At 61.3% G+C, this 26247-nt stretch carries 27 protein-coding genes and 1 pseudogene; 19 read left to right on the top strand and 9 right to left on the bottom strand.

Annotated features, from left to right (window positions below; all coding sequences use genetic code 11):
- The first annotated feature begins 40 nt into the window (after positions 1-40).
- Positions 41-2911 carry a winged helix-turn-helix domain-containing protein gene (locus tag E5W70_RS04900; RefSeq protein ID WP_292654633.1) on the top strand — a complete coding sequence of 957 codons (2871 nt, stop codon included), beginning with the start codon at positions 41-43 and terminating at the stop codon, positions 2909-2911.
- Between the two features lie 83 nt (positions 2912-2994).
- On the opposite strand, the gene E5W70_RS04895 is transcribed toward E5W70_RS04900, so the two are convergent.
- Complete coding sequence (locus E5W70_RS04895; RefSeq protein WP_292654630.1) at positions 2995-3291, bottom strand: hypothetical protein; 297 nt, start codon at positions 3289-3291, stop codon at positions 2995-2997.
- A 318-nt stretch (positions 3292-3609) separates the two neighbouring features.
- Positions 3610-3705: pseudogene (locus E5W70_RS04890) on the bottom strand (VapC toxin family PIN domain ribonuclease); the annotation flags it as partial.
- Between the two features lie 125 nt (positions 3706-3830).
- Here E5W70_RS04890 and E5W70_RS04885 point away from each other — a divergent pair.
- The 3 genes from E5W70_RS04885 (at position 3831) to E5W70_RS04875 (ending at position 6856) form a co-directional block, all read left to right on the top strand.
- On the top strand, positions 3831-5828 hold the full coding sequence (locus E5W70_RS04885; RefSeq protein ID WP_292654627.1) for a conjugal transfer protein TraG: 1998 nt from the start codon (positions 3831-3833) through the stop codon (positions 5826-5828).
- A 4-nt stretch (positions 5829-5832) separates the two neighbouring features.
- Positions 5833-6267, top strand: coding sequence for a CopG family transcriptional regulator (locus tag E5W70_RS04880; protein WP_292654624.1), 435 nt, complete (start codon positions 5833-5835; stop codon positions 6265-6267).
- A gap of 412 nt (positions 6268-6679) precedes the next feature.
- Complete coding sequence (locus E5W70_RS04875) at positions 6680-6856, top strand: hypothetical protein (RefSeq protein ID WP_292654622.1); 177 nt, start codon at positions 6680-6682, stop codon at positions 6854-6856.
- A gap of 788 nt (positions 6857-7644) precedes the next feature.
- On the opposite strand, the gene E5W70_RS04870 is transcribed toward E5W70_RS04875, so the two are convergent.
- Both E5W70_RS04870 and E5W70_RS04865 read right to left on the bottom strand, forming a co-directional pair.
- Positions 7645-7950, bottom strand: coding sequence for a hypothetical protein (locus tag E5W70_RS04870; RefSeq protein ID WP_292654620.1), 306 nt, complete (start codon positions 7948-7950; stop codon positions 7645-7647).
- 294 nt (positions 7951-8244) lie between these two features.
- Positions 8245-9129: a hypothetical protein gene (locus E5W70_RS04865; RefSeq protein ID WP_292654617.1), complete on the bottom strand. Its 885-nt coding sequence runs from the start codon at positions 9127-9129 to the stop codon at positions 8245-8247.
- Between the two features lie 271 nt (positions 9130-9400).
- Between E5W70_RS04865 and E5W70_RS04860 the strand changes: the two genes are divergently transcribed.
- The 3 genes from E5W70_RS04860 (at position 9401) to E5W70_RS04850 (ending at position 10583) form a co-directional block, all read left to right on the top strand.
- Complete coding sequence (locus E5W70_RS04860; RefSeq protein WP_292654615.1) at positions 9401-9523, top strand: hypothetical protein; 123 nt, start codon at positions 9401-9403, stop codon at positions 9521-9523.
- Between the two features lie 80 nt (positions 9524-9603).
- The gene (locus E5W70_RS04855) at positions 9604-10188 is read left to right on the top strand and encodes a DUF2905 domain-containing protein (RefSeq protein ID WP_292654613.1); all 585 of its coding nucleotides are present in this window, start codon (positions 9604-9606) and stop codon (positions 10186-10188) included.
- A gap of 221 nt (positions 10189-10409) precedes the next feature.
- A complete protein-coding gene (locus tag E5W70_RS04850) occupies positions 10410-10583 on the top strand; it encodes a hypothetical protein (RefSeq protein WP_292654611.1) in 174 nt (57 codons plus the stop codon).
- Positions 10584-10787: 204 nt separating this feature from the next.
- Here the strand turns inward: E5W70_RS04850 and E5W70_RS04845 are convergent, their stop codons facing one another.
- Entirely contained in the window at positions 10788-11006 is a 219-nt protein-coding gene (locus E5W70_RS04845; protein WP_292654660.1) for a DUF3072 domain-containing protein, read from the bottom strand.
- Between the two features lie 304 nt (positions 11007-11310).
- Here E5W70_RS04845 and E5W70_RS04840 point away from each other — a divergent pair, with 304 nt between their 5' ends.
- Positions 11311-12351 carry a nucleotidyltransferase domain-containing protein gene (locus tag E5W70_RS04840; protein ID WP_292654608.1) on the top strand — a complete coding sequence of 347 codons (1041 nt, stop codon included), beginning with the start codon at positions 11311-11313 and terminating at the stop codon, positions 12349-12351.
- 224 nt (positions 12352-12575) lie between these two features.
- Here the strand turns inward: E5W70_RS04840 and E5W70_RS04835 are convergent, their stop codons facing one another.
- Together E5W70_RS04835 and E5W70_RS04830 are read right to left on the bottom strand one after the other, a co-directional pair.
- Positions 12576-12962 carry a type II toxin-antitoxin system VapC family toxin gene (locus E5W70_RS04835; RefSeq protein WP_292654606.1) on the bottom strand — a complete coding sequence of 129 codons (387 nt, stop codon included), beginning with the start codon at positions 12960-12962 and terminating at the stop codon, positions 12576-12578.
- Entirely contained in the window at positions 12962-13219 is a 258-nt protein-coding gene (locus E5W70_RS04830) for a type II toxin-antitoxin system VapB family antitoxin (protein ID WP_366509663.1), read from the bottom strand. The genes E5W70_RS04835 and E5W70_RS04830 overlap by 1 nt, the downstream gene beginning before the upstream one ends.
- Positions 13220-13767: 548 nt before the next feature.
- Here E5W70_RS04830 and trbB point away from each other — a divergent pair.
- Genes trbB through E5W70_RS04775 form a run of 11 tightly spaced genes read left to right on the top strand, consistent with a single transcriptional unit; the run spans position 13768 to position 23592 of the window.
- Positions 13768-14784, top strand: coding sequence for a P-type conjugative transfer ATPase TrbB (gene trbB, locus E5W70_RS04825; RefSeq protein ID WP_292654600.1), 1017 nt, complete (start codon positions 13768-13770; stop codon positions 14782-14784).
- Positions 14785-14825: 41 nt separating this feature from the next.
- Entirely contained in the window at positions 14826-15122 is a 297-nt protein-coding gene (locus E5W70_RS04820) for a TrbC/VirB2 family protein (RefSeq protein ID WP_292654658.1), read from the top strand.
- On the top strand, positions 15122-15385 hold the full coding sequence (locus E5W70_RS04815; protein WP_292654597.1) for a VirB3 family type IV secretion system protein: 264 nt from the start codon (positions 15122-15124) through the stop codon (positions 15383-15385). Before E5W70_RS04820 ends, E5W70_RS04815 begins: the two co-directional genes overlap by 1 nt.
- 10 nt (positions 15386-15395) lie before the next feature.
- Entirely contained in the window at positions 15396-17903 is a 2508-nt protein-coding gene (gene trbE, locus E5W70_RS04810; RefSeq protein ID WP_292654594.1) for a conjugal transfer protein TrbE, read from the top strand.
- Positions 17900-18649, top strand: coding sequence for a P-type conjugative transfer protein TrbJ (trbJ, locus tag E5W70_RS04805; RefSeq protein WP_292654591.1), 750 nt, complete (start codon positions 17900-17902; stop codon positions 18647-18649). Before trbE ends, trbJ begins: the two co-directional genes overlap by 4 nt.
- A gap of 13 nt (positions 18650-18662) precedes the next feature.
- Positions 18663-19025, top strand: coding sequence for a putative entry exclusion protein TrbK-alt (trbK-alt, locus tag E5W70_RS04800; RefSeq protein ID WP_292654588.1), 363 nt, complete (start codon positions 18663-18665; stop codon positions 19023-19025).
- Positions 19022-20392 carry a P-type conjugative transfer protein TrbL gene (gene trbL / locus E5W70_RS04795; protein ID WP_292654586.1) on the top strand — a complete coding sequence of 457 codons (1371 nt, stop codon included), beginning with the start codon at positions 19022-19024 and terminating at the stop codon, positions 20390-20392. The genes trbK-alt and trbL overlap by 4 nt, the downstream gene beginning before the upstream one ends.
- Positions 20389-21075, top strand: a complete 687-nt coding sequence (gene trbF / locus E5W70_RS04790; protein ID WP_292654584.1) for a conjugal transfer protein TrbF — start codon at positions 20389-20391, stop codon at positions 21073-21075. Before trbL ends, trbF begins: the two co-directional genes overlap by 4 nt.
- On the top strand, positions 21075-22136 hold the full coding sequence (trbG, locus tag E5W70_RS04785; RefSeq protein ID WP_292654655.1) for a P-type conjugative transfer protein TrbG: 1062 nt from the start codon (positions 21075-21077) through the stop codon (positions 22134-22136). Before trbF ends, trbG begins: the two co-directional genes overlap by 1 nt.
- The gene (locus tag E5W70_RS04780; RefSeq protein ID WP_292654581.1) at positions 22133-23347 is read left to right on the top strand and encodes a TrbI/VirB10 family protein; all 1215 of its coding nucleotides are present in this window, start codon (positions 22133-22135) and stop codon (positions 23345-23347) included. The genes trbG and E5W70_RS04780 overlap by 4 nt, the downstream gene beginning before the upstream one ends.
- Positions 23344-23592: a DUF2274 domain-containing protein gene (locus tag E5W70_RS04775; RefSeq protein WP_292654579.1), complete on the top strand. Its 249-nt coding sequence runs from the start codon at positions 23344-23346 to the stop codon at positions 23590-23592. The genes E5W70_RS04780 and E5W70_RS04775 overlap by 4 nt, the downstream gene beginning before the upstream one ends.
- A gap of 268 nt (positions 23593-23860) precedes the next feature.
- Here the strand turns inward: E5W70_RS04775 and E5W70_RS04770 are convergent, their stop codons facing one another.
- Both E5W70_RS04770 and E5W70_RS04765 read right to left on the bottom strand, forming a co-directional pair.
- Positions 23861-25027: an ATP-binding protein gene (locus E5W70_RS04770; RefSeq protein WP_292654575.1), complete on the bottom strand. Its 1167-nt coding sequence runs from the start codon at positions 25025-25027 to the stop codon at positions 23861-23863.
- A gap of 230 nt (positions 25028-25257) precedes the next feature.
- The gene (locus E5W70_RS04765; protein ID WP_292654573.1) at positions 25258-26145 is read right to left on the bottom strand and encodes a LysR family transcriptional regulator; all 888 of its coding nucleotides are present in this window, start codon (positions 26143-26145) and stop codon (positions 25258-25260) included.
- Positions 26146-26247 lie beyond the last annotated feature (102 nt).

Here is a 26247-nt window from a genome sequence, read left to right as displayed (position 1 = left end):
GAGATCTGCCTAGCCATCAGGAAACACGAAGAATGATGCCATGATATCGCCAGCCGCGCCGACGAGCGACAGGATATCGTTTGGTCACTTTACGCTTGCGGCGGGTGAGCGGCTCCTGCTGCGGCAAGGCGTGCCTGTCAATCTCGGCACGCGCTCTTTCGATATACTGGCAGCCTTGGCTGCGCGCCCCAACGAGATCGTCAGCAAGAAGGATCTGCTGGCCCAGGTCTGGCCCGACGTCACCGTCGAAGAAGGCAGTCTGCGGTTTCACATCGCCAACCTCAGAAAGGCGTTGGGCGACGGCAGGGACGGGGCACGCTACATCGCCACTCTGACGGGGCGAGGCTACTGCTTCGTGGCCCCCGTCTCGCGAGTGGATGGTCAAAACAGGGTGCAAAGCGAGGTCGCCGTCAGCTATCCGCAAGCCAACCTGCCAAGTCGCCTGATCCGAATGGTCGGCCGGACCGATGATACTATCGCACTTTCAACGCAACTGGCCCGCACGCGCTTCGTTACGGTCGTCGGCGCCGGTGGAGTCGGCAAGACCACTGTTGCCGTGGCGGTGGGCCATGACCTAATCGAAGCATTCGCGGGTGCCGTACATTTCGTCGATCTCGGGGCGCTGAGTGATCCCAGCCTGGTTGCTACGACCGTAGCCTCGATGGTAGGACTGCCTCTTCAGTCCGACGATCCGACATCCGGTCTGGTCGCCTATCTGGCGCATAAGCGAATCCTCCTAGTCCTCGACACTTGCGAGCACGTCATCGACGCGGCGGCAGATCTGGCGGCCCGCATCTTCGCCACTGCACCGCAGGCCCACCTGCTGGCAACGAGCCGAGAGCCTCTTCAAGTCGAAGGCGAGTACATCTACAAGCTGGAGCCGCTTCTATGCGCGCCGGGCGATCAGGACCTCGCCCCATCTGTGGCGCAGAGCTTCCCTGCAACCCAGCTGTTCCTGGAACGCGCCGCTGCGAGCGGGGCGCGCCTTGACCTCCAGGATGCGGACGCCGCCATCGTGGCCGCTATCTGCCGCAAGCTCGACGGCGTGCCGCTCGCGATCGAACTCGCAGCCGGACGGGTTGCGAGTTACGGCCTGCAGAAAACCGCTGAACTTCTCGACGAGCGGCTGACGCTGTTGTGGCCAGGACAACGTACCGCGCCACCCCGGCAGAAGACCCTCCAGGCCACGTTGGACTGGAGCTACGGGCTGCTATCCGAGCTCGAGCGCCATTTGCTTCGTCGGCTCGCCGTCTTCGTTGGTCATTTTTCGATTGATGCCGTCCTGGACGTCGTGACGAGCGCGACCATCGATGACGCTCTCGTGTTTGGCGCCATCGACAGCCTCGTTGCCAAGTCGATGATAGCGGCAAGGCCGGCCGGAGCGACGATGCGTTACCGGCTGCTCGATACGACGCGGGCTTACGCCCTTCAGCTGGACGTCGACGATGCGGAACTCGAGAGCCTCGCCGAACGTCATGCGGCCCACTACCTGCGCTGGCTGGAGGAGACGCGAGCCGAGTGGCCGACTTTGTCGAGCGCCGTGCAGCGGTCGCTTCACCTAGCGGGCTTGGCCAATGTGCGAGCGGCTCTGGACTGGTGCTTCGGGCCCGACGGAAATACTGAAGTCGGCGTCCGCCTGGCTGTCGCGGCGGCTCCGGTTTTTCTGTCGATGTCTTTGCTCGCCGAATGCCATCGCTGGACGGCGCAGGCGGTCCTTGCCCTCGGCGACACTACCGGCGGCGGCTTGGAGGAGATGCGTCTTCAGGCCGCCATGGGGGTGTCCCTGATGTTCACGCGTGGCGGGAAGGATGCGGCGCGCGTGGCTTTGAACAGAAGCCTTGCCATTGCCGACAGGCGTGGCGATGCGCTCGATCAGCTTCAAATTCTTGGGCCGCTGCAGATGTTCCACCTGCGTAGGGGAGAGTTCAAGTCTGCGCTGCACTATGCCGAGCGCTGTTCCGTCATCGCCGGAACCCTTGAGGACTCTGTCTCAACCACATTGGCGCATTCCCTGATGGGGATTTCATTACACCTCAACGGAGAGCTCGATCGTGCCCAGACGGCGGTTGAAGCGGCGTTACGACACGGGCCGCGCTCCGACCGGACCACGACGAACTATCTCGGTTTCGAGGGCAGGATTTTGGCCAGCGCGATTCTGGCAAGGACACTCTGGCTGCAAGGCCATCCGGAACGGGCTCGGGACCGCGCGCTCCTGACGATCAAGGATGCGGAAGTCCTGAACCATCCGCTGACGCTCTCCATTGCACTCGTCTGGGCAATTTCCGTGTTCCTCTGGGTCGGCGACCTGAACAACGCGGAGGAACACATCGATCGTCTTTTCTCGCGCGCCGAATTTCATTCCCTCGGGCCCTATCTTGCGCTTGGGCGCGGCTTCAAAGGGGAGCTGGCCATTCGTCGAGGCAACGCAAGCAGCGGTGTCGAAAGCCTTCGAAGCTGTCTTGCCGAGCTTCACGCAGCGCCATACGAATTGCTCACCATGCCGCTCAACATGGCGTTCATTCAGGGCCTCGCCTCAACAGGCCGATCCGCGGAAGCGCTGTCACTGATCGATGAGACGATCCGGCAGATCGAAGCAAACGGCGATCTTTGTTATATGCCGGAGCTGCTGCGGGTGAAAGGCAGCCATGTTCTCGCGGCTTCGCGAGCTGACGGCGACGAAGAAGCAGAATTGTGTTTTCGGCGATCGTTAGAACTCAGCAATCGTCAGGGCGCGCGTGCATGGGAGTTGCGGACCGCTGTCGACCTTGCTTCCCTGTTGGCCGCTCGCGGACAACGCGAGGGCGCCCGAGCACTTCTCCAGCCAATTTTCGCGCGATTTGGGAAGGGCTTGGAGACAGCAGACCTGCAGTCAGCCGCACTCCTGCTGGCGAGGCTGACCCAGTCGACTTGAGCTTTTCGCTAACCAACCCTGCCAGTCCGCCTCACGACAGCGGACATAAGGGCTGGCCAAGGGTCTCACCTGTCAGATCGATCTCAAGTCCGGGCCACGGCCAAGATGAACTTGAAAGTTCCGCCACCCTGGCGCAGTTGACCGGCGCTGGGGTCGTACTTGAAATTATCACCAAAGGCACGCTCGATCCCTTCAGCGAATTGGAGCCGATTGAGCGGCTGTGCATACATCGGCCTCGACCTTGAAGCTGTTTCATCTATCCTGGTGACTTCGCCTCGAAGCTCGATTTGCTGGCCTCGCTTGACCTTGGATTTGCTGTGCCTGATCGAATGCGGGAAATCGTAGCTCGGGATGGAGAGGCTGACGCGGTCATCTGTCACCCGCCTTCGGACTTAGCGGTAAGCGCCACTTCGTCTCCAATGCCCATTCCCCGCGCTGGGGGGCCAGCGGCTTGGTTGTGGGGAGATTGGCAGCTAGAGGCCGCCGGGCCTTGACGGCCAGCGAGCGTAAGAGGAGGCCCTGTGCTGGCTGACGAAAACTTGCGCTCAAGGGCACGGAAAAGCATCATTCGAACGAACACTTTCGTCGTGACGCGCAGTGAGGCGGTCGCCGGCGCTTTGAAGCTCTCCGGCAAGCCATGGCGGCGGCTGTGCGTCGACAGAGAACGCCGAGATCATTCCCGGCGGTCGAGGCATGTTGCCCCGCGGCTCCTCCAGAATCCCGCGGCGGATTTCAGCAACGGTCAGCGAGGCGATGAACAAATCCTGGTCGCGCTAGCTCGGCATCCATTCGAGACCGCATCGGGCAAGTCTTTTCACGTCCGGGTACGCTCTGCTGCTTCGACCGCTCCTTTTGTGTTGCGGATTTAGGAATTCGAGCTTTTCGGTTGTTTCCGATCATCCATTTGGGGAAACGACGATTGCCGGCAAGCAAGGTTTTATGGGGCCAGGTCCTCACCGCCTTTCTGATCGTCGTCGCGACAACATGGGGAGCGACACAGTGGACGGCAGGGCGGCTCGGCTTTCAAAGCCAACTCGGTCCACCGTGGTTCGAACTGGCTGGACAGCCCGTTTATCCGCCGCCAGCCTTTTTCTGGTGGTGGTTTTTCTACGACGCCTACGCGCCGAAGGTCTTCCTGGAGGGCGCGGCGATTGCGGCGAGCGGAAGCCTCATGGCGATCGCCGCAGCGATCGGGATGTCTCTGTGGCGTGCGCGCGAGGCAAAGGACACCATGACCTACGGCTCGGCACGCTGGGCGACGCGAGACGAAATCAAGGCCGCTGGGATGATCGGTCAGGATGGTTTGGTGCTAGGTATGTTGGACCGACACTATCTGCGTCATGACGGTCCGGAACACGTGCTATGTTTCGCACCCACCCGAAGCGGCAAAGGCGTCGGCCTGGTCGTGCCGTCACTACTGACCTGGCCGGGTTCGGCTATCGTCCACGACATCAAAGGCGAAAACTGGGAACTGACGGCCGGATGGCGGGCCCGTTTCGGCCAGGTGCTTCTGTTCGATCCGACCAATGCTGGATCCGCAGCCTACAATCCTCTGCTGGAGGTGCGACGGGGCGAGTGGGAAGTTCGAGATGTGCAGAACGTGGCGGATGTCCTGGTCGACCCAGAAGGCACATTGGAACGGCGCAACCACTGGGAGAAGACCAGCCATGCGCTGCTGGTCGGCGCAATACTGCACGTGCTGTATGCGGAGAAAGACAAGACCCTCGCCGGCGTGGCGAACTTCCTTTCCGATCCAGAGCGGCCAATCGAGGCAACGCTGCGCGCCATGATGCTCACGCGGCATTTGGGTGATGCAGGCCCGCATCCCGTGGTGGCGTCGGCTGCACGGGAACTGCTCAACAAGTCCGAGAACGAGCGTTCCGGCGTGCTCTCGACGGCCATGAGTTTTCTGGGCCTCTACCGCGATCCAGTTGTGGCCAAGGTGACGTCATGCTGTGACTGGCGGATCGCAGACCTCGTCGAGGAGACACGGCCGGCGACGCTCTTTCTGGTCGTGCCGCCATCAGACATCAGTCGCACAAAGCCGCTGATCCGACTTGTGCTTAACCAGATCGGCCGCAGGCTCACCGAAGATCTTCACGCGAAGGATCATCGACAGCGTCTCTTGATGATGCTGGACGAGTTTCCCGCGCTCGGCAGGCTCGATTTTTTCGAAAGCGCGCTGGCCTTCATGGCCGGCTATGGCATCAAGTCGTTCCTGATCGCACAATCACTCAATCAGATCGAGAAGGCCTACGGACCGAACAATTCCATCCTCGACAATTGTCATGTGCGAGTGAGCTTCGCCACCAATGACGAGAGGACAGCCAAGCGCGTCTCAGACTCTCTGGGAACCGCGACCGAGTTGCGCGCCATGAAAAACTATGCGGGGCACAGATTGTCGCCCTGGCTCGGGCATCTGATGGTGTCGCGGCAGGAAACGGCGCGTGCACTGATGACGCCGGGCGAGATCATGCAGCTGCCGCCGACCGATGCGATCATCATGATCTCGGGCCAGTTCCCAATCCGTGCGAAGAAGGCACGCTACTTTGCCGACCCGCGTCTTGCCGAGCGTGTCTTGCCGCCACCAAGGACCGGAGAGACAACGCAAAACGCTCGCTCTGACGACTGGACCGACACCACACTTCTTGCTGAGCCGGAAGGCAAATCTCGCAAGCTGAGGCCTGCCAGGGATCAGCAGGACGAGGATCCGGCCAATGGCGGCATTCGCCGCCAGCCCGAGCTTCCCGAACACGAAGATATCGCGCCGGAGCGAACGCCACGCTGCGACGATGAGTTCAACCTCGACAGGGACGATTTCGATGATGACGCCGTTCGTCGCCGCAGTGTCGATCAAGCCATGAGACGCGCAGCACGTCAGGCCGCCCTTGACCCCAATGATGGCATTGAGCTTTGAGCGCATGAAGAACGCCAAGAAAAGACGTTTGTCTGCCTATCTTGACCCTGACGTGATGAACGCGCTCGCCGATTACGCTGGGCGGCGCGAGGTCTCGCTGTCACTGGTGGCCGAGGCTGCGCTCGCCTCGTTCCTGTCGCCGGACGCCGAAGAACGAAAGCAAGCGGCGATAACTCGCCGCCTCGACCAGATCGATCGACGCGTGCAGCGGGTCGAGCGTGACGTCGGAATTGCTATTGAGACGCTAGCACTGTTCGTCCGGTTTTGGCTCAACTCGACTCCAGCCTTGCCGGAATCGGCGCAAGCGGAGGCGCGCGCCAAGGGCTTGCAGCGCTACGACAATTTCGTCGATGCGCTCGGTCGCCGGCTCAGCAAAGGACCAAGGCTCAGGCAGGAGATAGCTGACGATGTCCCGCCAGCGCCGCCAGCGACTGGATGAGCTGCCGGCAAGACAGGCGCTTCGACAGCCCAACCCCCGGTGCCCGATTGCGGAGCCATTTTGCGCAGCTGATGCCCATCAGATCACCTTTCATCGGAGTGGCGGGCCTCGGCATTCGTCTCCATAGTCGATCTCGGCCTAGCAGTGTGCGTTGCCGGATTGGAGTTCTTTCGACCGCGCATGCTTGGTTGAATTCGAGCCTTGCCGCCCGCGGGAACAGGTTCTTGGCCGTGCCGTAACCAAAGATTGCATATGAAAATCACTTTGAACTGCCTGGTGGCACGGCATCGCTGTCGAAACCGGACATCGGGCCACAATCGATGCCCAGGGCTTTTTCTTAGGCGCAGTAACTTTGAAACAAATCCTGCCGGCAGGCGTTCCAGCATGGCGGGCGGCGTTCCCGGAGGACCCAATGCCCGACGAATACAATGACATCCCCATCCCCCAAGACCACGATGCATCGCCACTTCGGGAGGAGGAGTATTTCGTCGTCTGCCCTGCGTGCGGCCAGGCGTTCGACATCAGGTGTATGTCAGAGGCGCTTCATCACAACGAGCTGGGCCACGAGCCCTACGACCTCGACTCGTAGTCGGCAGTTACCGACGACCGTTGACACGTCGAGCCTGGTCGAGACCAACACCGAGGGTAAGTTCTCGCTCATCTGGCCGGCGTTGCCGTCCGATCGGCTTACAACGAATCCCCGTCGCGAGGGCGGAGCTTCGCCGGCACGCTATTTCGTGACAGATACCTTGCGGGCTTTCAGCGACGACTTGATTGCCGTTGCGGTTGTTGTCGATGCGGTCGCGGCCGTCACCGACCGGGTTGTTAACCCAGGGGAGGGCGCTTACTCCACCGCAACCATGTCGCCCAGTTCCGTGGCGACACTCCGAAGCAGACCTATTGCCGGCATCGGGGGCCAGGACGAACATGTGATCTCCATAATGGGTACGAGCCGGAGCCATCGCGATTGAAACTGCCGACCGGCGACCAAGCGCTCATTGCAGAGAAAGGTTGCGGTCGAGCGGGACGCCCGCGTTGCCTTCACACGAAATGTGCTGGGCGTCTCCTCCCACAGCGCACACATGCGACGCGCCCTGGGCGGGCGCGCCGCCTGTTGCCGAGAGCGACGATCGCGAATGCGAACGCTGGACGGCAGGTGAAGCGCGGTTGCGATAGGCCCAGATCTGACTTGATCCATATCCATCAGTAATCCGAAGACGCCAAGTACGCACTACGCTGGACGCGTGCCCTAGCCATCGAGCTCCCATTGATCCGTTCGTCCGCTCTATAGCCGGCTGGACCGCGCCGCACCCTTGGGCTGTTCAAAGGCGCTTGTATCTTGCCTACGCCGACACCGGCCGTTGTATCGCCGGAGCGTCAACCCGCTGAAGTCCGGCGGTGCTTTCTCAGCCGAGTGATTGCCGACTTGTCGACCGTGATCACCCCGCCGCAGTCAATCCGCACAGAGAGTTTGTTCGCCCCGCGATCGATGCGGGTAACGTCCCCAACAAGAACCACTCCGTCGCCGGCCCGGACTTTGGGTGGCGGATCAATCGTATAAGGATGGTCATACGAAGGAATGCTCACCCTGGCGCGCCCGCTGGGGAGAATCGTGATGACGGTACCTGCTAGCGCAACCTCATCGCCTACCTGAAATTCGCGAGGCATGTTAACGTGCAGCATGGTCTTCCTCCCGATGCTTTCCTAATTCACGCTTTGCTAAATTAATGCCCGGCCAACCAGGTTGGTTGCTTGCAATCGACTTCGTACGGTTACGCACAATTCCATGCTGGGGTATGCACTCCCAGTTGGCCTCGGATCGGCCTGTGTGCGTCAAATTCTGGAGAAATGGTTTGACATGCAGCGATGACTTTGGCGCGCCCGCCCAGCCACGTGTTAGCGGAGCGGCGGCGATCGGGGTGACATTTCAATACCAGGGGCAACCGGACAGACGCTGGAAGCGGCGAGCCTGAAAGGCTAGAACGATGACACAAGCCTTGCCCTTCTTCGCACCAGGCTTCGAGCTTTTTGGCGAGCGATCCTGAGCTCGGGCAGCGTTGGTTGCCACCAGCCTCGCTGCCGTTCCGTTAACCCGGCAGTAGGCCGAGCGGGCCATGTTCTAATCAATTCAGCCAACGTCGCCGGACGCCATCTGCCCCAGACATGGTCGACGTTCGCCTCGATCAAATGCGGATAAAACGCTGCTAACTCCGAGGCGTCGACGAGTTCACCCGAAATCTCGGTGAAGACCACGATGCCGTATTGCTCCGTTGCCACGGCACGGCCAAGCCGGGGTAAATGGTCAGGGGGCAGTGGATAGCGACGTCGCGTGCGTTCGGCATACCGCAATCTGGCGGTTTTATATTCCTCCGAGTCTTTGGACGCTTCCCGTCGCCGTTTCCTCTCCTCCGGTTCTGCGCGGCGTGCGGCCCTTTCGATGCTCGGCCAGTGGCGCCTCAACTCCTCGTAGGAGCGGAAAGGCACCCTCCAGGCCCGCAGTTCGTCGTCCCAGCTCGCCCATGGAACGGCTCGCAGTTCTTCGAGAACCGTCCGCGAATATGGCGTGCGGATGCGCAGGTCGTCCGCGACTTCCAGATACCGGCTCGACAGGGGATCGAAGGCGAAGGCGTCTCGTCCCTTGCTGTCATCATGGGCTACTCGTAGATCCGCCTCTTGCGCAAGCCAGCGCTGGATGCGCCGCGCGGCAGTCTTTCCCGGCACGAACCAGCTTCTGCGCTCGTCACTCCACCTGGCGCGCGGGAATGCCTGTCGAAACCGCTCAACCGCCGCTCGATCGTACGGAAAGCGCGCTTCGGCACCAGGAGCTGTCTGCGGTACAGCAGGGGCGTCGGATTTTTCCATCAGATTGCGAAGCACAGCACTGCTAGCAAACAACGCGGTGCAGCTCATTTGGGTCCAAGAACACCAGAACGCATGGTCAGAGCCGCAAGGGGAAGCCAATGAGGCGATCGGTGAAACTGCTCAACGAGCTAGCGTGGAAACCTTCGCCGCGCCAGACCGTTTATTCTGCCCCAGGAGAGGTCCATTCATGCCCAGACGAGATGCAAAAAACCCAGCGGCCAGACGGCCAACGAGCCCTCGTTCGCGTCCCCTGAAAGGCGAGGAGACGGAAGTGAACCACATCGTCGAAACGCAAAGTGTATCGCCAGCCCAGGCGCGAGAGCTTGTGCGGCGGCACGGAAACGATTGGCGTAAGATCGATGAAGCCGCCAAGTCTTATAAGGACGACAGCTAAGCACTTCCAAGCCGAGGAAAGGGAGCTTTGTCACGGCATCCGCGGAGTTGCAATTCGAGCGGATCGGCTTGAGGTGACGAATGACCACCATCGCAGCCTTCAACGCAAACGGCGTCAAGGGACGATTCCCGGCCCTGTTCTGCCGGGGCTCACCTCACACGCAGGCCAAGCGCAAGTTCGGCCCGGTGGTCGGCGATGCTGACAACGAGACGGCGAAGATCGACAAGAAAGAACCAAAAGAAATTGAGACGCAACGACAGCAAAACAGCAATGAGAATGAGCCCAGCCATGGGCACCCACTATATTCCCGGCCGGATGCCGCTATGTCCAGAACTCTGATTGTCGTTGGTTTGATCATAGTTGCCATAGGCCTATTGTGGCCCTGGCTGTCGCTGGTCGGTCTAGGCAGATTGCCCGGTGACATCGTGATCCAACGTGAGAACTTCACGTTTTATGCTCCGATCGGCACCGGGATTCTGATCAGCATCGTGCTTTCGTTTGTTCTGTGGCTACTCAACCGACAGCGAGGACGGCGAGCCCGCGTCGCCGGAGGAAAAGAACGACGCGGGCCGATCGGAGCTATCCGATCTGGCAGCAAAAATATGAGGGAAAGAGTTTGCTGCCGGGGCAGAACTTTCCGTGCGCGCCGGTGTTCCATCGCGTGAGTAAAAAAGCCCGCCGCACAGTTTGGCGCGGCGGGGCCGATCAAGCGCTGTTGCACCGGGCGGGGGCTCGGGGTCGGGCACGCCCTGTGCGCGCGGATCACAGGGACTTTAGATGTATCAGCTGCAATGCGTCCACCAACCGACGGTTGGACAACACCAAGCTTGAGTCCGAGAGCTTTCTCTCATTGCCGAAGGGGCAAGACAGTTGCGGGAACTCAGCCTTGGCGCGGCACGTTGCTAAGTCGTTGACCTTCGCAAAGATGCATGCAATGGCGAAAGACGTATCTCGCGAGGAAGAGCAACGCGGCACCGAAAAAGTTCTCTTCTGGGGCACTGCAATCGCCCTTATCCTTTTTGTGTCTCTGCTGACCATCGCCCTCATCGGGACGTCCTGATCTGTTTCGACAGCAGGATTGGACCGGCGGGCGCGAGTCTTGGCGAGCTTAGGCGGATGCCGGGCTGCTGCCCGTATGAGCCACTCCCCTCCGCCGTTTGTCGTCTCGATCGCGAGTCGAGCAGCAACGTGCTGAATTCAGAAAGTGTCCCAATCCGACCCGATCGGCTGTCCTTCGCTGGAGACGAAAACCCACGAGCGGACGCTACAGGCCTAACTTCTCCCGCAGTGCATCAATGCGTTTAGAAGCTTCCGCCTTGCCAAGGCCCTCAGCATAGGCGTCAGGGTCGTCGGCCTGTTCGGCCAGAGTTTTCAAATAGGAGGCTTGTGCGGGAGTCATTGGGTCATCTCCGCTGACCCAATCTTCCGGGTCCTTTTCGACATTTGCCGATGCCTCGATTTTTGGGTTGTGCCGGTCGCCCATGCTCAATCTCCCTTGATGATCACCACAATGAGAAATGATCATGATTTGTTCCGCCGCATTGGTAGCTTTCTCAGACCGTTTGCACCGGCCCCGGTCTGCGGATCGAATAGAACCAGCGAAGGCCGCGGCGGCGCTTTTGCTTCGACTGCGCTGCCGTAGAAAAGCTGCTTCGCGTCATATTTTTTAATTAATACAGCTACTTCAACAGTCGCAATGGAATCACGTGAGAGCTGTTGCAACCGGCCGATCGGCCGACTATTGTGTCTTGCAACAGCTCGGAGCTAAACGTAGGATAACTGTTGAATTGGTTGATTTTGTTGAATTAAATAACGATCAGCGTCGGGAAAAAGTCAATTCCGACCAACGCTTCATTGCGCTCAAGGAGGCCCAAAGGAAGGCCAAGAGCTTTCGGGGATCCCTCGTCTGGCACACCGTGAACAGCATCGACCACCTGATGCGAAGCTACTACGACGCCGCGGGCGTACGACACCAAAAGGCAGAGGGTCGGCGCTCGCCGACGAGCGAAGCTCTCAAGGCGGATTGGGAAGCAGCTCGCGCGTCGGCCCAAGAAACGCTCTCTGCGCGACAGGAGCAGATGGAGCGCCAATCTGCTGTCAATCGCGCGCTCCGGCTTGGACGTGTTCCCCTGATCGCCGCAAGAATTATCAGGGCAATCGATAACGCCGGTCTTCTCGGGGAAGGCATTCGTATTGCAGGCACGAATGCGATCTACGCCTATGAGGCGGCGGCCGGAGTGTTCGTGGATCCCGGAATCACATCGACGCAAGATATCGATCTCCTCATGGACTCGCGCCAGTCCCTCAGGATCATGTCTGGCGCCAACGTCGAAGATGGAGCGCTCATCAACCTTTTGCGCAAGGTCGATCGGTCTTTCGAGCGTTCATCCGCCACGTTCCGCGCGGTGAACCGCGACGGATACCTCGTGGATCTGAGCAAACCGCTTGCAAACCCGGCGTGGAAGCCGAGCCGGGAAACTGTCGGGAAGGCCGACGACGAATTGGTGGCCGCCGAGATCGCCGGCCTGGCATGGTTGGAAAATGCCCCTGCTTTCGAAGCAATCGCCATCGATGAAAAAGGCGGACCGTTGCGGCTCGTGGTTCCCGATCCGCGCATTTTTGCCGCTCACAAATTCTGGGTCTCAAAACGAGCTGATCGCGAGCCAATCAAGCGTCGTCGCGACCTCGCCCAAGCGCAAGTGGTTGCCCGGCTGACGATGCAGTATCTCGAGCATCTCCCCTACGAAGCAAGCGAGCTTCGGGTCCTACCAAGGGCCGTTTTCGACGAGGCTCATCATTTATTCGCGCGACCAGCGTCGCGGCCGTGAATGACTGAGCTACATGTTGGCCGGCTGGATTGGCCCTCAACTTCCAACCGATCGAAGACGCGGCCCAGCAGCGCGAGATTCGGAGGGACGAAAGACGCCAGCTTTCTCTGCTTTGGGACGAATTGGCATGACACCCCTTGACGCAGGCCCCAGCCGACAGAAACGAATTGGGCGCTATTACAGGGTTCAAGCTGGAGGCAGCCGATGATCTTAGAGTCTCGTGCTCATGCCGGTTCGATATCCGTTTGGGAGAAGTCTTTGCCGATGAAAAGCAGCGGTTCGTCGGCACGCTTTGCCAAAGCATAGGAGAGGCAATCGGCAAAATTCAGCGCCGCCGGGTGGTGGCCCTTGCCGTAGGTCAGCCAACCTTGGGTCGCCAGATCAACCAATTCGGAGTCGACAGGAATGACGTCGGCCCCGATTTTGCGCAGCCAAAGATCGATTTCGGCCAACGCGTGTTCGCCGCGCCTGCTGACCAGCACCATGCGTGCCTCGAGCACGCAGGTCGCCGGGACCAGTCGGACTGGGTCGGAGACCAGCGCTCGTTCCAGCCTTGCTGCCTCAGGCTCGCTCCGAAGGATCGCTACAACAGCTGAGGTATCGATCACCATCAGTTAGGGATTCCATGCTCGTCATACCCGATGATCTCCTCGTCGCTGCGACTATCCAGTTCAGGCAATCGTGCCACTCTTTCTCGGATGGTGCGCAATTCTGCCAGCAGACGCTCTTGAGCGGTCTCTCCAAAGCCCAAGCGATGCAAGCGCTCGCTAAGGGCCTGATGGATGGCTGCTGTCTTACTGATACCCTGGCGGCGTGCGAGTTCATCGGCGAGAGCAACGGTGGCCGGATTTTTGATGTTCAGGGACACGAGAAACTCCAAAAAATCTACCTTTCTGGCAATTTCTACCATAGTTCTCTAGGCTCTTCAACATACCTGCTAGCCTCGCCTACACCCGCGCCGGATGGCGACAATTGCCAGGGCCGGCGCCTGCCAAGGCGGGGCCGCCAGTCTCTCGAAGCTGCCTGTCGACTCCAATCCGACAATGGCCGGCGAAAGGGTTGCCAGCCGCCGAACCAGATCCTCCACCCTGGCGTGGTCGTTCTCCACCGAGAACGTCTCGCCACACGGCAAGACATGCACGTCGAGCCGATCCTTGGAAACGTCGATGCCAACAACGATTTCCTAATCTGACTTCGCTAGCGCCCCTAGATATAGCCGGCTGTTCTGCTGGAGCGGTGATGGCCAGTCGGGCACCGGGTTGTTGAGCTATCGCGGTCGCGGCACCGCATTTCGCAAGTCTCTGCACGTCATGCCACGATCGCCGGTTTTGCTTGTTGCAAGGCCGGCGCTCCTGCCTTTTCTAATGATCCCCGAGCGCGCCACGAACCAGTTCGTGGCGAGAAACGGGGACCCGCATGGCGACCAACCATCATGCCAGCAAGGGAGTGGTGTCGCGCGGCGCGCGCATGCTGCGCACCGCTCTCGGCCCGGCCATTGCAGGCTTCCTTGACGATCCGGCCATTGCCGAGGTGATGCTTAATCCCGATGGTCGCCTCTGGATTGATCGTCTCAGCGAAGGACTCGTTGCAAGCAATGAAATCCTGATCGCGGCCGACGGCGAACGGATCGTCAGGCTGGTCGCGCACCATGTCGGTGCGGAGGTGCATTCGGGCTCGCCGCGCGTTTCGGCTGAACTGCCCGGGACGGGCGAACGGTTCGAGGGTCTGTTGCCGCCTGTCGTCACGGCACCAACATTCGCCATCCGCAAGCCGGCAGTCGCGGTGTTCACGCTTCAAGATTATGTCGCTGCCGGCATCATGACCGAAGGCCAGGCTGACGTACTGCAGCTTGCCGTCGAGACACGGAAGAACGTGCTGGTGGCCGGCGGCACATCGACTGGCAAGACCACGCTCGTGAATGCGTTGCTGGCGGAGGTCGCTAAAACCGCCGACCGCATCGTGCTGATCGAGGATACGCGCGAGCTGCAGTGTGCTGCGCCCAATCTTGTAGCGCTGCGCACCAAGGACGGTGTCGCCTCGCTTTCCGATCTGGTGAAGTCGTCGTTACGCCTTCGGCCCGACCGCATCCCGATCGGCGAGGTGCGGGGCGCCGAAGCACTCGATTTGCTGAAGGCCTGGGGCACCGGCCACCCCGGCGGCATCGGCACCATCCACGCCAATTCTGCCATTGGCGCATTGCGGCGTCTGGAGCAGCTCGTGCAGGAGGCGGTCGTTACGGTTCCGCGCGCACTGATTGGCGAAACCATAGATCTCATCGCAGTTCTCGCTGGCCGCGGCTCAGCGCGCCGGCTCGTCGAGATCGCTTTGGTCGACGGGCTTGATCCGGCCTCCGGCGACTACCGCACCCTGGAAGTAAATTTCGAGACCACAACGACCGTGAATCATCCCTCGCCCTGTGGAGCTTCAGAATGACCCGGATCCGCTTCAATTCATCGACTTTCCGTAAGCTTGCCATGGAGCTGTCGTATGCGGCGACCGCCGTGATCATGATGATTGCGCCCGCCCATGCTGCCGGTTCCTCCATGCCCTGGGAGGAGCCCCTTCAGCAAATTCTCGAATCGATCGAGGGACCAGTCGCCAAGATCGTGGCGGTGATCATCATCATTGTCACCGGCTTGTCGCTCGCTTTCGGCGACACGTCGGGCGGATTTCGCCGGCTGATCCAGATCGTCTTCGGGCTGTCGATCGCTTTCGCGGCCAGTTCGTTCTTCCTGTCCTTTTTCTCCTTCGGCGGCGGAGCGCTGATCTGATGGAGGAGGAGATCCGTGGCTTTTTCGCGCCGGTTCATCGCGCACTCACCGAACCGATCCTGCTCGGCGGCGCGCCGCGTGCAGTCGCGATTGCCAACGGCACGCTGGCCGGCGCGGTCGGATTGGGACTTCGCTTGTGGATCGCCGGGCTCGTCATCTGGGCGGTCGGACATCTCGTGGCCGTCTGGGCGGCAAAGCGCGATGCGCAATTCGTCGATGTGGTTCGCCGGCACCTGCGCTATCCCACGCATTTCGGATGTTGAGGTTTTCGCCATGATGAACCTCGCGGAATACCGAAAGAAGAGCGCCAGCCTCGTCGATTATCTGCCTTGGGCCGCCCTGGTGGCGCCGGGCGTGGTGCTCAACAAGGATGGCAGTTTTCAAAGAACGGCGCGTTTTCGCGGGCCGGATCTGGACTCCGCGACGCCGGCCGAGCTGGTCGGCACGACCGCGCGGCTCAACGGCGCGCTGCGCCGGCTCGGCTCCGGCTGGGCAATTTTTGTCGAAGCGCAGCGCAATCCTGCCAGCGGCTACCCCGAAAGCCAGCTCCCGGATTGCGCATCCGCACTTCTCGACATCGAGCGTCGCGAACAGTTCGAAGACTCCGGTGTGCTGTTTGAAAGCAGCTACTTCCTCACCTTCGTGTGGCTGCCTCCGGCCGAGGAAGCGTCGCGAATGGAGAGCTGGCTCTACGAAGGCCGGGAAAAGACCGGTGTCGATCCGTGGGAGCTCCTGAAAAGTTTTGTCGATCGCACCGACCGCGTGCTCAACCTCGTCGAGGGCTTCGTTCCTGAAGCTGACTGGCTCGACGATGGAGAGACGCTGAGTTACCTGCACTCAACCATTTCGACCAGGCGGCATCGCGTGCGCGTGCCAGAAACGCCGATGCATCTCGATAGCCTGCTTGTCGATCAGCCGTTGGCCGGCGGGTTAGAGCCGAGGCTTGGCGATGCGCATTTGCGCACACTCACCATCACCGGGTTTCCGACGATGACCTTCCCGGGGATTCTCGACGACCTTAATCGCCTTGCCTTCCCCTACCGCTGGTCGACGCGGGCGATCATGCTCGACAAGACCGACGCGACCAAGTTGGTGACGAAGATACGCCGTCAGTGGTTCGCGAAACGGAAGTCGGTCGCCGCGATCCTCAAGGAAGTGATGACCAACGAGGCGTCCGTCCTCTTCGATACGGATGCCGCCAACAAGGCGGCTGACGCCGACGCGGCGCTCCAGGATCTGGGCTCTGATCAGATCGGCGAAGCCTATGTCACCGCCACCGTGACTGTCTGGGATGCCGATCCCTCGATTGCCGACGAAAAGCTGCGTCTGGTTGAAAAGGTCGTTCAGGGCAGGGACTTCACCTGCATCGCCGAAGGCGTCAACGCTGTCGAAGCTTGGTTGGGCGGCATCCCTGGCCACGTCTATGCCAATATTCGCCAGCCCCCGCTTTCGACGCTCAACCTCGCGCACATGATTCCACTGTCCGCGGTCTGGGCAGGTCCGATCGAGGACGAGCACTTTGGCGCTGCGCCCCTGTTCTTCGCCAGAACGGAAGGTGCCACGCCGTTCCGGTTCAGCCTGCATGTTGGAGACGTCGGCCACACCCTCGTCGTCGGCCCAACGGGCGCCGGCAAGTCGGTCCTGTTGGCGATGATCGCGCTTCAGTTCCGGCGTTACAAAAATAGCCAGGTCTTTGCCTTCGATTTCGGCGGCTCAATCCGCGCGGCCATGCTCGCCATGAATGGTGACTGGCACAATCTCGGAAGTAATACCGCAAGCAGGCAGGGGTCTGACGATCCATTGCCCTTGCTCACCTTGACCGATCTGTCGAACGACGTTGACACAGTGTCGCTACAGCCGCTTGCCCGCATCCATCATACGCCAGAGCGGGCCTGGGCGGCCGACTGGCTTATCGACATTCTGCTGCGCGAGGGCGTGGCCATCACGCCGCAGGTCAAGGAACATCTGTGGTCGGCACTGACATCGCTGGCTTCTGCGCCAGTCCAGGAGAGGACGCTGACTGGCCTGTCCGTGCTGCTGCAGTCCTCGCCGCTGAAACAGGCGCTTGGTCCCTATTGTATCGGCGGTGCTTATGGCCGGCTGCTTGATGCCGAGCATGAGCGTCTCGGCGAGGCCTCCGTCCAGGCGTTCGAAACCGAGGGCCTGATCGGCACAGGTGCTGCTCCCGCGGTGCTTGCCTATCTGTTCCACCGCATCGAGCAGAGGATGAATGGCCGGCCAACACTGCTGCTCATCGATGAGGGCTGGCTGGCGCTCGACGATGGCGGTTTCGCCGACCAGCTGCGCGAATGGTTGAAGACATTGAGAAAGAAGAACGCCAGCGTGGTCTTCGCCACGCAGTCGCTTTCCGACATCGATGGATCGCAGATCGCGCCGGCAATAGTCGAAAGCTGCCCGACGCGGCTGTTCTTGCCAAACGAGCGCGCCGTAGAGCCGCAGATCACCGAGATCTACCGACGGTTTGGTCTCAACGATCGCCAGATCGAGATCATCGCCCGGGCCATACCGAAGCGCGACTACTACTGTCAAAGCCGCCGCGGCAATCGCCTGTTCGAACTGGGCCTCGGTCCGGTCGCGCTGGCGCTCTGCGCCACATCGTCCAAATCGGACCAGGCCGCGATCGATCGGATAATCGCCGAGGCCGGCCGAGACCATTTCCTCGAGGCCTGGCTAGCGGAGCGCGGTCTCTCCTGGGCGGCCGACCTCATCCCAGGTCTCACCAACATGATCGACCAGTCCACCAAGGAGATTTCGTCATGAATTCCATTCTTGCAGAAAGCCGTATCCGTCGCACGGCGGCAGCCGGCGCCATCGCGGTCGCCACGGCGCTGTCATCGGCACCAGCATCGGCGCTGATCGTGTTCGATCCCAGGAACTACGCCGAGAACCTGCTTTCGGCATCGCGCGCCCTGGAGCAGATACATAACCAGATCACCTCCCTGCAAAACGAAGCGCAGATGCTGATCAACCAGGCGAAGAATCTCACTTCGCTGCCGACCTCGCTACTTGGCCAGATCGAGGGTAATTTTTCCCAGATGAAGAGCTTACTCGGCGAGGCCGAGAAGCTGGCCTATAGCGTCCAGGATATCGAGGGCCAGTTTGCCTCCACTTACACGAATTTCGGTTCGGATCTCTCCAGCCAGCAGCTTGTCGAGGGTGCGCATCAACGCTGGCAGACCTCGGTGTCTGCCTTCGAGCATTCGCTGAAAACCGGCGCCGTCGCGATCGACAACATCGCAGGGACACAAGAGCAGACGGGTGCGCTGGTCAGCGCCAGCCAGTCGGCTGTCGGCGTGCTGCAGGCGACGCAGGCCGGCAACCAGCTCCTCGCCGTGCAGGCCAAGCAAGTTGCCGATCTCACCGCGTTGCTGGCGGCACAAGGAAGGGCCGAGGCCCTTGAGCAGGCGAGGAGGGCGGCCGCGCAGGAGCAGGCGCGGGAACAGTTCAGCCGTTTCATGACGGGCAGCAGCTACAGCCCGTCATCCGTAAGAATGTTCCACGACTGAGGCGAAGACCGCATTGGATCTCAAGATCGCCGCCCGGATGACAGCTGTTCTTGCCCTTGGCGCCGCCATGACCGCCGCCTTCATGGCGCTGCGCGGCGACGGCTCGCAGGACGCGTCCTCCCCGCGCTCCGCACATCCGGGCGGCGAGCCGGCAAGCGTCGAACTTGCCCGATGCCGGGACATCGGCATGGCGGCGATTGATGACGACGCCTGCAGGAAAACCTGGGCTGAAGGCCGCCGACGCTTTCTGCGGCCATCTCGTCCCGTAGCGCCAAACGCGGCTCCGACGATCGAAAAGGAGCCGAGTCGGCTGCTGCCGCTCCAGCCGCCAACATCGCCTGTCGACCGGCATCATCCCGAAACGGTGGTGCCATGAACGACACCGGCGTCATCGACCGCTTCCTCGAGACTTTCACTCGCTACATCGATTCCGGGTTTGGTCTGCTCGGCGGCGAGGTGGCATTCCTGACCTCCACGCTGATCGTCATCGACATCACGATTGCCGGCCTCTTCTGGGCTTGGGGTGCAGACGAGGACGTGCTGCATCGCCTGGTGAAGAAGACGCTCTACATCGGGTTCTTCGCCTTCATCATCGGCAACTTCAATCGTCTGGCCGGCATCGTCTTCGAGAGCTTTTCCGGGCTCGGCCTGAAGGCTGGAGGTTCGGCACTTTCAGGCTCGGCATTGCTGCAGCCGGGCCGCGTCGCGCAAGTCGGCATCGATGCCGGCAATCCGATCCTCGAGGCTGCCAGCCAACTGATGGGCTACGTCTCGTTCTTCGAGAATTTCGTCCAGATCGTAGTGCTGATGATCGCCTGGGCCATCGTGCTGATTGCGTTCTTTCTTCTGGCCGTCCAGATCTTCGTAACGCTGGTCGAATTCAAGCTGACGACGCTTGCCGGGTTTGTGCTGCTCCCCTTTGCGCTGTTCAACCGGACCGCCTTCCTTGCCGAAAAAGTGCTCGGCAACATCGTTGCCTCCGGCGTGAAGATCCTGGTCCTTGCCGTCATCGTCGGCATCGGCTCGGGCCTGTTCGACGAGTTCACCCAAGGCTTCGGCGCCGAGCAGCCCACAATCACAGATGCGCTGTCGCTTGTCCTGGGCGCTCTGTCGCTGATGGGCCTGTCGATTTTCGGTCCCGGCATTGCGACGGGGCTGGTCTCTGGTGCCCCGCAACTGGGCGCAGGTGCCGCTGTTGGCACGAGCCTCGTCGCTGGCGGCCTTGGCGTGGCCGGTGCTATGGGTGCCCACGCTGCAATAGGCGGTGCTGCAGGCGCGCTCAATGCCGGTGGGCGTGTATCGGCAGCAGCCGCACGCGGCGGCGCACACCTGGCCGGCAGCACTTCGGCCGCCTGGGAGCTTGGCGCAACGACATCTGGAAGAGGTGGTGCAGGCTCGGTCGCCGCCGGCATGGCGGGTGTCGCCAGGGCCAGTGCCAGCGCTGCCGTTCGACCGGTGAGGCAGGCCATGTCGCGCGCTGCGTCGGCGCTGTCCGACAGCTATGAGGCCGGCCGCTTTGCGGCTTGGACTGCGACGAGTGGAGAGCACTCGTCGGGCACGGCTTCCTCAGGCAAGTGGCCGACCACCGAAGCCAGTGCCGACTCTCCGCCCGCATGGGCAAAACGCATGAAGCGCAGCCAAGGCATGAGCCATGGCGCCAGCATCGCCGCCCATTCGGTCCATTCGAGTGATGATGGCGGCGGCTCGATGAATGTTTCCCTCGATCAGGACGACCGCCGATGACTCCCTTTAGACGCCCCTTCGTTCGTTACGCAAGAACGCCTCACCCCGAGACGCCATATCAGCGTGCAGCCCAGATTTGGGACGAGCGCATCGGCTCGGCTCGCGTCCAGGCGAAGAACTGGCGGCTGATGGCCTTCGGCTCGCTCGTCCTGGCCGGCGGTTTTGCATCCGCATTGGTCTGGCAATCGATACGCGGCTCGGTGGTTCCTTGGGTGGTTCAGGTCGACAAGTTTGGCGAGGCGCAGCTTGTCGCCCCGGCCGTTGCCGACTATCGGCCGACCGATCCCCAGATCGCCTGGCATCTGGCCCGCTTCATCGAACAGGTCAGAAGTATTCCGGCCGACCCGGTCATCGTCCGCCAAAATTGGCTGGGCGCCTACGATTACACCACGGACAGAGGCGCCATTTCCCTCAATGATTACGCTCGCTTGAATGACCCTTTTGCCAAAGTGGGCAAACTCCAGATCGCGATCGAGGTTTCCAGCGTCATCCGTGCTTCGCCCGATTCCTTCCGCGTCGCCTGGCACGAGCGCCGCTATGAGAACGGCAACCTGGCCGGCACCGAGCGCTGGACCGCAATCCTCACCATCGTGATTCAACAACCCCGCGACGCCGACCGGCTCAAAGCCAATCCGCTCGGCGTCTATGTCAACGCCATCAGCTGGTCGAAGGAACTTTCATGATGCGTGCAGCACCAACAAGAAGATCGGCGAGACCAGCCGCGCGCAATGCGCCCAAGGCACGTAGGCTTGCCCTAGCACTGCTGTCGGCAACGGCGCTCGCCGGCTGTGCTTCGAAAAGATACATTCCGCCGCAGATCGCCTATGACGATGCGGTGCCTGCCGTGCGCAAGCTCGACCCACCTGCTCCGGTCAAGGTGGTGGAAGTGCCGAAACCGCTTCCGCTGCCTGGTCAGTTGAAGCCGGTCGACGTCACGAAGGTGAAGCCGGAGCCGACCGATCCGAAGCAGCGGATCAGCCAGGCGAACGAGGCAGCGAGGATGCAGCCGGTTCGCGACGGTTTCGTCAATGCCATCCAGCTCTATCCCTGGAGCGAGGGCGCGCTCTACCAGATCTATGCCGCGCCCGGCCAGGTCACCGATATCGCCTTGCAGCCCGGCGAGCAGCTTGTCGGCTCCGGGCCTGTGGCCGCCGGCGACACGGTGCGCTGGATCATCGGCGATACGCAAAGCGGGGCAGGGGAGCGCCAGCAGGTCCATATTCTTGTGAAGCCAACACGGCCAGATCTGCAGACCAATCTCGTCATCAACAGCGACCGCCGCACCTATCATCTCGAGCTGCGCTCGACCGAAAAGACCTACATGGCCTCGGTGTCCTGGCAGTATCCGAAGGACCAGCTGATTGCGCTGCGGCGCCAGAACGCGCAGGCTTCCGCCGCACAGCCGGTCGCCTCCGGCGTCGACATCCAGAAGCTGAATTTTCACTATCGCATCGAAGGCGACACAGCACCGTGGCGGCCGCTTCGCGCCTTCGACGACGGTGCAAAAGTCTACATCGAGTTCCCGTCAGGCATAGGGCAGGGCGAAATGCCGCCGCTCTTTGTCATCGGCCCATCGGGCGGCTCGGAACTGGTCAACTACCGTGCTCGCCAGAACTATTACGTGGTTGATCGGCTGTTTGCCGCCGCTGAATTGAGGCTCGGCGACAAGACAAGCGAAAAGCGCGTCCGCATCGTGCGCACGGACGGCAAACGAACCTCGCCCAGCACGAGGCTATTCCGATGAGCGACCCTGCAAATGCACCCAACCAGGACATTCGAGCGGACCTGCGCCTGCGGCCCGAACCGGCCAGGGTCACGCGATTGTCGCGCAAGGTGCTGATAGGCGTTGGTGGAGTTGCCAGCGCTGCGATACTCGGCACGTTGATTTGGGCACTCGACACGAGACGGCGCGGAATTGGACAGCCGCCCGAGCTCTTCACCACAGAAAACCGCTCAACGGCCGACGGGCTACAGAAGCTGCCGAAGGACTATGCCGGTGTTCCGCAACTCGGCCCCGCGCTGCCTGGCGATTTGGGCCGGCCGATCTTGCGTGCCCAGGAACGCGGCCAGCCGATTGCGGCGTCCAACGTCAGTGGACCGCGCGCCGATCCGGAGGAGCAGCGTCGACTGGCCGAGATCGAGGCCGCACGCGTGGCGAAGCTCTTCACCGACACGATCACGAGAGCTGGACCCGCACGACAGGGTGCTGGCAGCAGTGTCATTGAACCGGACACCCAGTCTGGTCTGACTCTGCCCCCCGGGCCGCCACCGATCGATCCTGGTGCCGCGCAAAACATGCAGGATCGCAAGCTGGCCTTCGTCAATGCCGAGCCAGACCTTCGCACCGTCAGTCCCAATCGGCTCGCCGAGAAGGCCTCGCCCTATGTGGTGCAAGCCGGCACCGTCATTCCAGCTGCCCTTATCACCGGCATCCGCTCCGACCTGCCTGGCGAGATCACCGCTCAGGTCACCGAAAATGTCTACGACAGCCCGACAGGATCCCATCTCCTGATTCCGCAGGGTGCGAGGCTGATCGGCCAGTACGACAGCCACGTCGCCTTCGGCCAGTCGCGCGTGCTGCTGGTCTGGAACCGGCTGATCATGCCTGACGGCACCTCGATCGTGCTGGAGCGACAGCAGGGCGCAGACGCTGAAGGATTTTCCGGGCTGGAGGACGAGGTCGATCGTCATTGGGGCCAGATGTTCCGGGCTGCGGCACTCTCGACATTGCTGGGCATTGGAACATCACTTGGGTCCAGCGACGACGAAAGCGAAATCGCCAAGGCCATCCGCGAAAGCGCGCAGGATTCGGCCTCCGATATTGGCCAGCAGCTCGTGCGCAATCAGCTCAATGTCCAGCCGACGCTCACCGTGCGGCCCGGTTTCCCGGTTCGCGTGATTGTCAATCGCGACCTTGTTCTTTTGCCTTACGGCACGCCAAAGGATCCATCATGACCAAGCTGAGACTCTCCGCCATTCCCGATGACCGTCCGGTCAAGATCACGGTCGAACTGCCTGCCGCCGTTCATCGCGACCTTGTCGCTTATGCCGATGTGCTGGGCCGTGAAAGCGGCCAGACAATCGCAGATCCGACAAAGCTGATCGCGCCGATGCTGGCACGATTCATGGCAACGGACAGGGCATTCGGCCGAATGCGTTCCCACACGAACTCAGGTAATCAAAGGCAGCGATCTGCCTGATACTTGTCTGCTCGGCCTGACGGTTGTCCGCACTGAGAGCCACCCCGCATCTGCTCAAGATCAGCATTGCTGTCGGCTGGCGATCAAGGTCGCGTCAGATTCCTATGAAACCGGCCAGACTGAGACCAAGACAGCAGGGCTGACAGACGTGTAGGTGGCCTCATCGTGAGGCTAAACAAACGAACCGTCGAGCTTCACCACCGCCTCGAGCCTAGGACGAGAGGGGCCTTTTGAGCCTCCGCCCTGACGGGATGAATACCAAAGCTAATCATGTTTGGCCAAGCAGCGCCCGGCCTAAGTCTTGCAGGGGCATCGCTTCAACGCCGTGCTGGAGCGGAAAACGCTCCGATCCGGGAAAGACGACGATGCGCCGCACCGGAGCAAGATCCTCGCAGGCCTGATGAAAACCCTTTTCCACCTTCGGCGTCAGGCTACGCTTGACCTCGATGGCCCAGACGCGTTGGCCCGGCAACGTGAGCAGCAGGTCGATCTCCGCGCCCGCAGCTGTTCGGTAGAAATTGCTCAGCGTGCCGGCGGGGGCGGCCGCGGTGAGGGTCTCGATAACAAAGCCTTCCCAGGACGCGCCGGCCACTGGGTGCCCAAGCACGTCTTCCTGCGTGGCGAGACCAAGCAGCGCATGGGTGATGCCGCTGTCGCGAACGTAGACGCGCGGGGATTTTATCAAGCGCTTGCCAACATTGGCATGCCAGGGTTCCAGCCGGCGAACCAGCAGGAGATCGACGAGTAGGTCGAGATAGGACGCGACTGTCTTGGCGTCGACGCCGAGCGCGCGGGCGAACTCGGCAGCGTTAAGCAGGCCGGCTTGGCGGTGCGCCAGCATAGTCCAGAAGCGGCGCAGCGTCTCGGCCGGGATGCGCGGACCGAGGAGGGGGATATCGCGTTCAAGATAGGTGCGGATGAAATCCAGCCGCCATCGCTGGCTGGCGCGGTCACTCGCGGCCAGAAAGCTGTCGGGGAAGCCGCCGCGTACCCATAGCGGCCCAAGTTCGGCAGCGCCGACCTCGAGACCGTCGATCGGATGCATTTCGAGATAGGCAATGCGGCCGGCAAGGGTCTCGCCTGACTGCCTCATAAGATCGATCGACGCCGAACCTAAGAGCAGGAAGCGGCCGACTTTGCGACCGCCACGCCGACCGCGGTCGATCAACCCGCGCAGGTTCTGGAACAGGTTCGGTAGCCGGTGGACCTCGTCCAGGATAACCAGCTTGTCCTGATGCTCTGCCAGATAAAGCTCCGGCTCGGCAAGCCGGGCGCGGTCGGCGTCCGATTCGAGGTCGAGATAGATCGAAGGACGCCGTTCAGCTATTTCGAGCGCCAGGGTTGTCTTGCCGACCTGACGCGGCCCGAGCAGCGCCACAGCGGGCATGCTGTCCAGCATCTCAGTGAGTTCTGTGCTGATGCGGCGTTTAATCATCCTTGCAATTATGGAGTACAGTTCCAGTTTTGCAAGGAAGAACCGCGACCGGCAGTGCGAGGCGAGCTGAGGGAAGGGGCCTTAAAGCGCGGACGCCTTGTTGAGATTGGCGCCGAACCGACTGCACCGATGCTGACACGTTTCATGACGACAGACAGAGCGTTCGTTCACCAGACCCCAACGCACTCTGAAACCGGGTGACTGTTCGGGTCATGCCGGCCGGACGACTGTCAGCACGAATACCGATCGCGCAGGAAAGAGATGAAGGTCGGCAGGGCAGGATTGGCGTTGTCGGGGCGCCAACGGGCTAAACTGGAGATCTGGATCGGTTTGCCCCCGATCCGCAGCTTACGACAGACCGCATCCTGAGGAACACTGTCGGCATCTCGGTCGTGAATCAGAGCGACTCCAAGCGCGTTTCCGACAAGGCGCAAAAGGATGCCCGCACTGACGTGATGTTCGACGATTGGAGGAAGCTGCACACCGCGTCCAACAGCGTCGGCGAGCTGAAATGCTTCGCCCCTGCGCACCAGCAACGTTTCGTGGTGCAATTCGTGCCACTCGATCACGGAACGGCTTGCGAGAGAATGATTTGAGGCAAGAACGACAGCCAGAGTGTCTTTCCACAGCGTCAATTCGAACGCGCTGCCGGTAAACCGGGAGGAGGAGGTCACGACCACGTCGACCTGGGTGGCACCCAGAGCAGCCTCAGGCGAAGGGTAAGGACTCTCTGTCAAGCTGACGGTCACATTGGGATGAGATTGCCCGAACTCGATGATCGCATCCAAGGCTCGTCCGGCGAGGATGATCCCGTTGGAGCCGATGGAAAGCTTTTGTTGGTCATCTTTGGTGCCGCACCTGGCCAGAGTGAGCGTGTTGTCGAGCTCGAGCAGCACGGAGCGCAGACGCTCCAGGAAGCGCTCGCCGGCCGGGGTTGGGCCGACGCCGCGAGCATGGCGATGGAATATCCTCGTACCCATCGCGTATTCCAGATCGCGTATGCGCCGGCTGAGCGCGGAGTGATCGATCCCTGTACGTTGCGAGGCGCGAAGAAAGCTGCCCTCCTCCGCGATCACAAGTGCATAATTGAGGGTCGCGAGTTGGATGGAGCTCCGCATCTCAGCCCAAAGTCAAGTTGACGACAAAACGCGTTTGAGCGCTTTTGGCCGCTGCGGGCTATCGCCAAATCTCAGTATTGACGCACGGTGAGCAGTCCAACT

The sequence above is a fragment of the Mesorhizobium sp. genome, from assembly GCF_005063415.1.
In the GTDB taxonomy this organism is placed as follows: Bacteria; Pseudomonadota; Alphaproteobacteria; order Rhizobiales; family Rhizobiaceae; genus Mesorhizobium.
Note: the sequence above shows the minus strand (reverse complement) of the source record. Positions and strands in the feature narration are given on the sequence as shown.

Coding starts and splice junctions, on each gene's coding strand:
- E5W70_RS04900 (WP_292654633.1), top strand. CDS start 41: ATGATATCGCCAGCCGCGCCGACGAGCGACAGGATATCGTTTGGTCAC.
- E5W70_RS04880 (WP_292654624.1), top strand. CDS start 5,833: ATGAAGAACGCCAAGAAAAGACGTTTGTCTGCCTATCTTGACCCTGAC.
- E5W70_RS04875 (WP_292654622.1), top strand. CDS start 6,680: ATGCCCGACGAATACAATGACATCCCCATCCCCCAAGACCACGATGCA.
- E5W70_RS04870 (WP_292654620.1), bottom strand. CDS start 7,950: ATGCTGCACGTTAACATGCCTCGCGAATTTCAGGTAGGCGATGAGGTT.
- E5W70_RS04865 (WP_292654617.1), bottom strand. CDS start 9,129: ATGGAAAAATCCGACGCCCCTGCTGTACCGCAGACAGCTCCTGGTGCC.
- E5W70_RS04855 (WP_292654613.1), top strand. CDS start 9,604: ATGACCACCATCGCAGCCTTCAACGCAAACGGCGTCAAGGGACGATTC.
- E5W70_RS04845 (WP_292654660.1), bottom strand. CDS start 11,006: ATGGGCGACCGGCACAACCCAAAAATCGAGGCATCGGCAAATGTCGAA.
- E5W70_RS04835 (WP_292654606.1), bottom strand. CDS start 12,962: ATGGTGATCGATACCTCAGCTGTTGTAGCGATCCTTCGGAGCGAGCCT.
- trbB (WP_292654600.1), top strand. CDS start 13,768: ATGGCGACCAACCATCATGCCAGCAAGGGAGTGGTGTCGCGCGGCGCG.
- E5W70_RS04820 (WP_292654658.1), top strand. CDS start 14,826: ATGGAGCTGTCGTATGCGGCGACCGCCGTGATCATGATGATTGCGCCC.
- E5W70_RS04815 (WP_292654597.1), top strand. CDS start 15,122: ATGGAGGAGGAGATCCGTGGCTTTTTCGCGCCGGTTCATCGCGCACTC.
- trbE (WP_292654594.1), top strand. CDS start 15,396: ATGATGAACCTCGCGGAATACCGAAAGAAGAGCGCCAGCCTCGTCGAT.
- trbJ (WP_292654591.1), top strand. CDS start 17,900: ATGAATTCCATTCTTGCAGAAAGCCGTATCCGTCGCACGGCGGCAGCC.
- trbL (WP_292654586.1), top strand. CDS start 19,022: ATGAACGACACCGGCGTCATCGACCGCTTCCTCGAGACTTTCACTCGC.
- trbF (WP_292654584.1), top strand. CDS start 20,389: ATGACTCCCTTTAGACGCCCCTTCGTTCGTTACGCAAGAACGCCTCAC.
- trbG (WP_292654655.1), top strand. CDS start 21,075: ATGCGTGCAGCACCAACAAGAAGATCGGCGAGACCAGCCGCGCGCAAT.
- E5W70_RS04780 (WP_292654581.1), top strand. CDS start 22,133: ATGAGCGACCCTGCAAATGCACCCAACCAGGACATTCGAGCGGACCTG.
- E5W70_RS04775 (WP_292654579.1), top strand. CDS start 23,344: ATGACCAAGCTGAGACTCTCCGCCATTCCCGATGACCGTCCGGTCAAG.
- E5W70_RS04770 (WP_292654575.1), bottom strand. CDS start 25,027: ATGATTAAACGCCGCATCAGCACAGAACTCACTGAGATGCTGGACAGC.
- E5W70_RS04765 (WP_292654573.1), bottom strand. CDS start 26,145: ATGCGGAGCTCCATCCAACTCGCGACCCTCAATTATGCACTTGTGATC.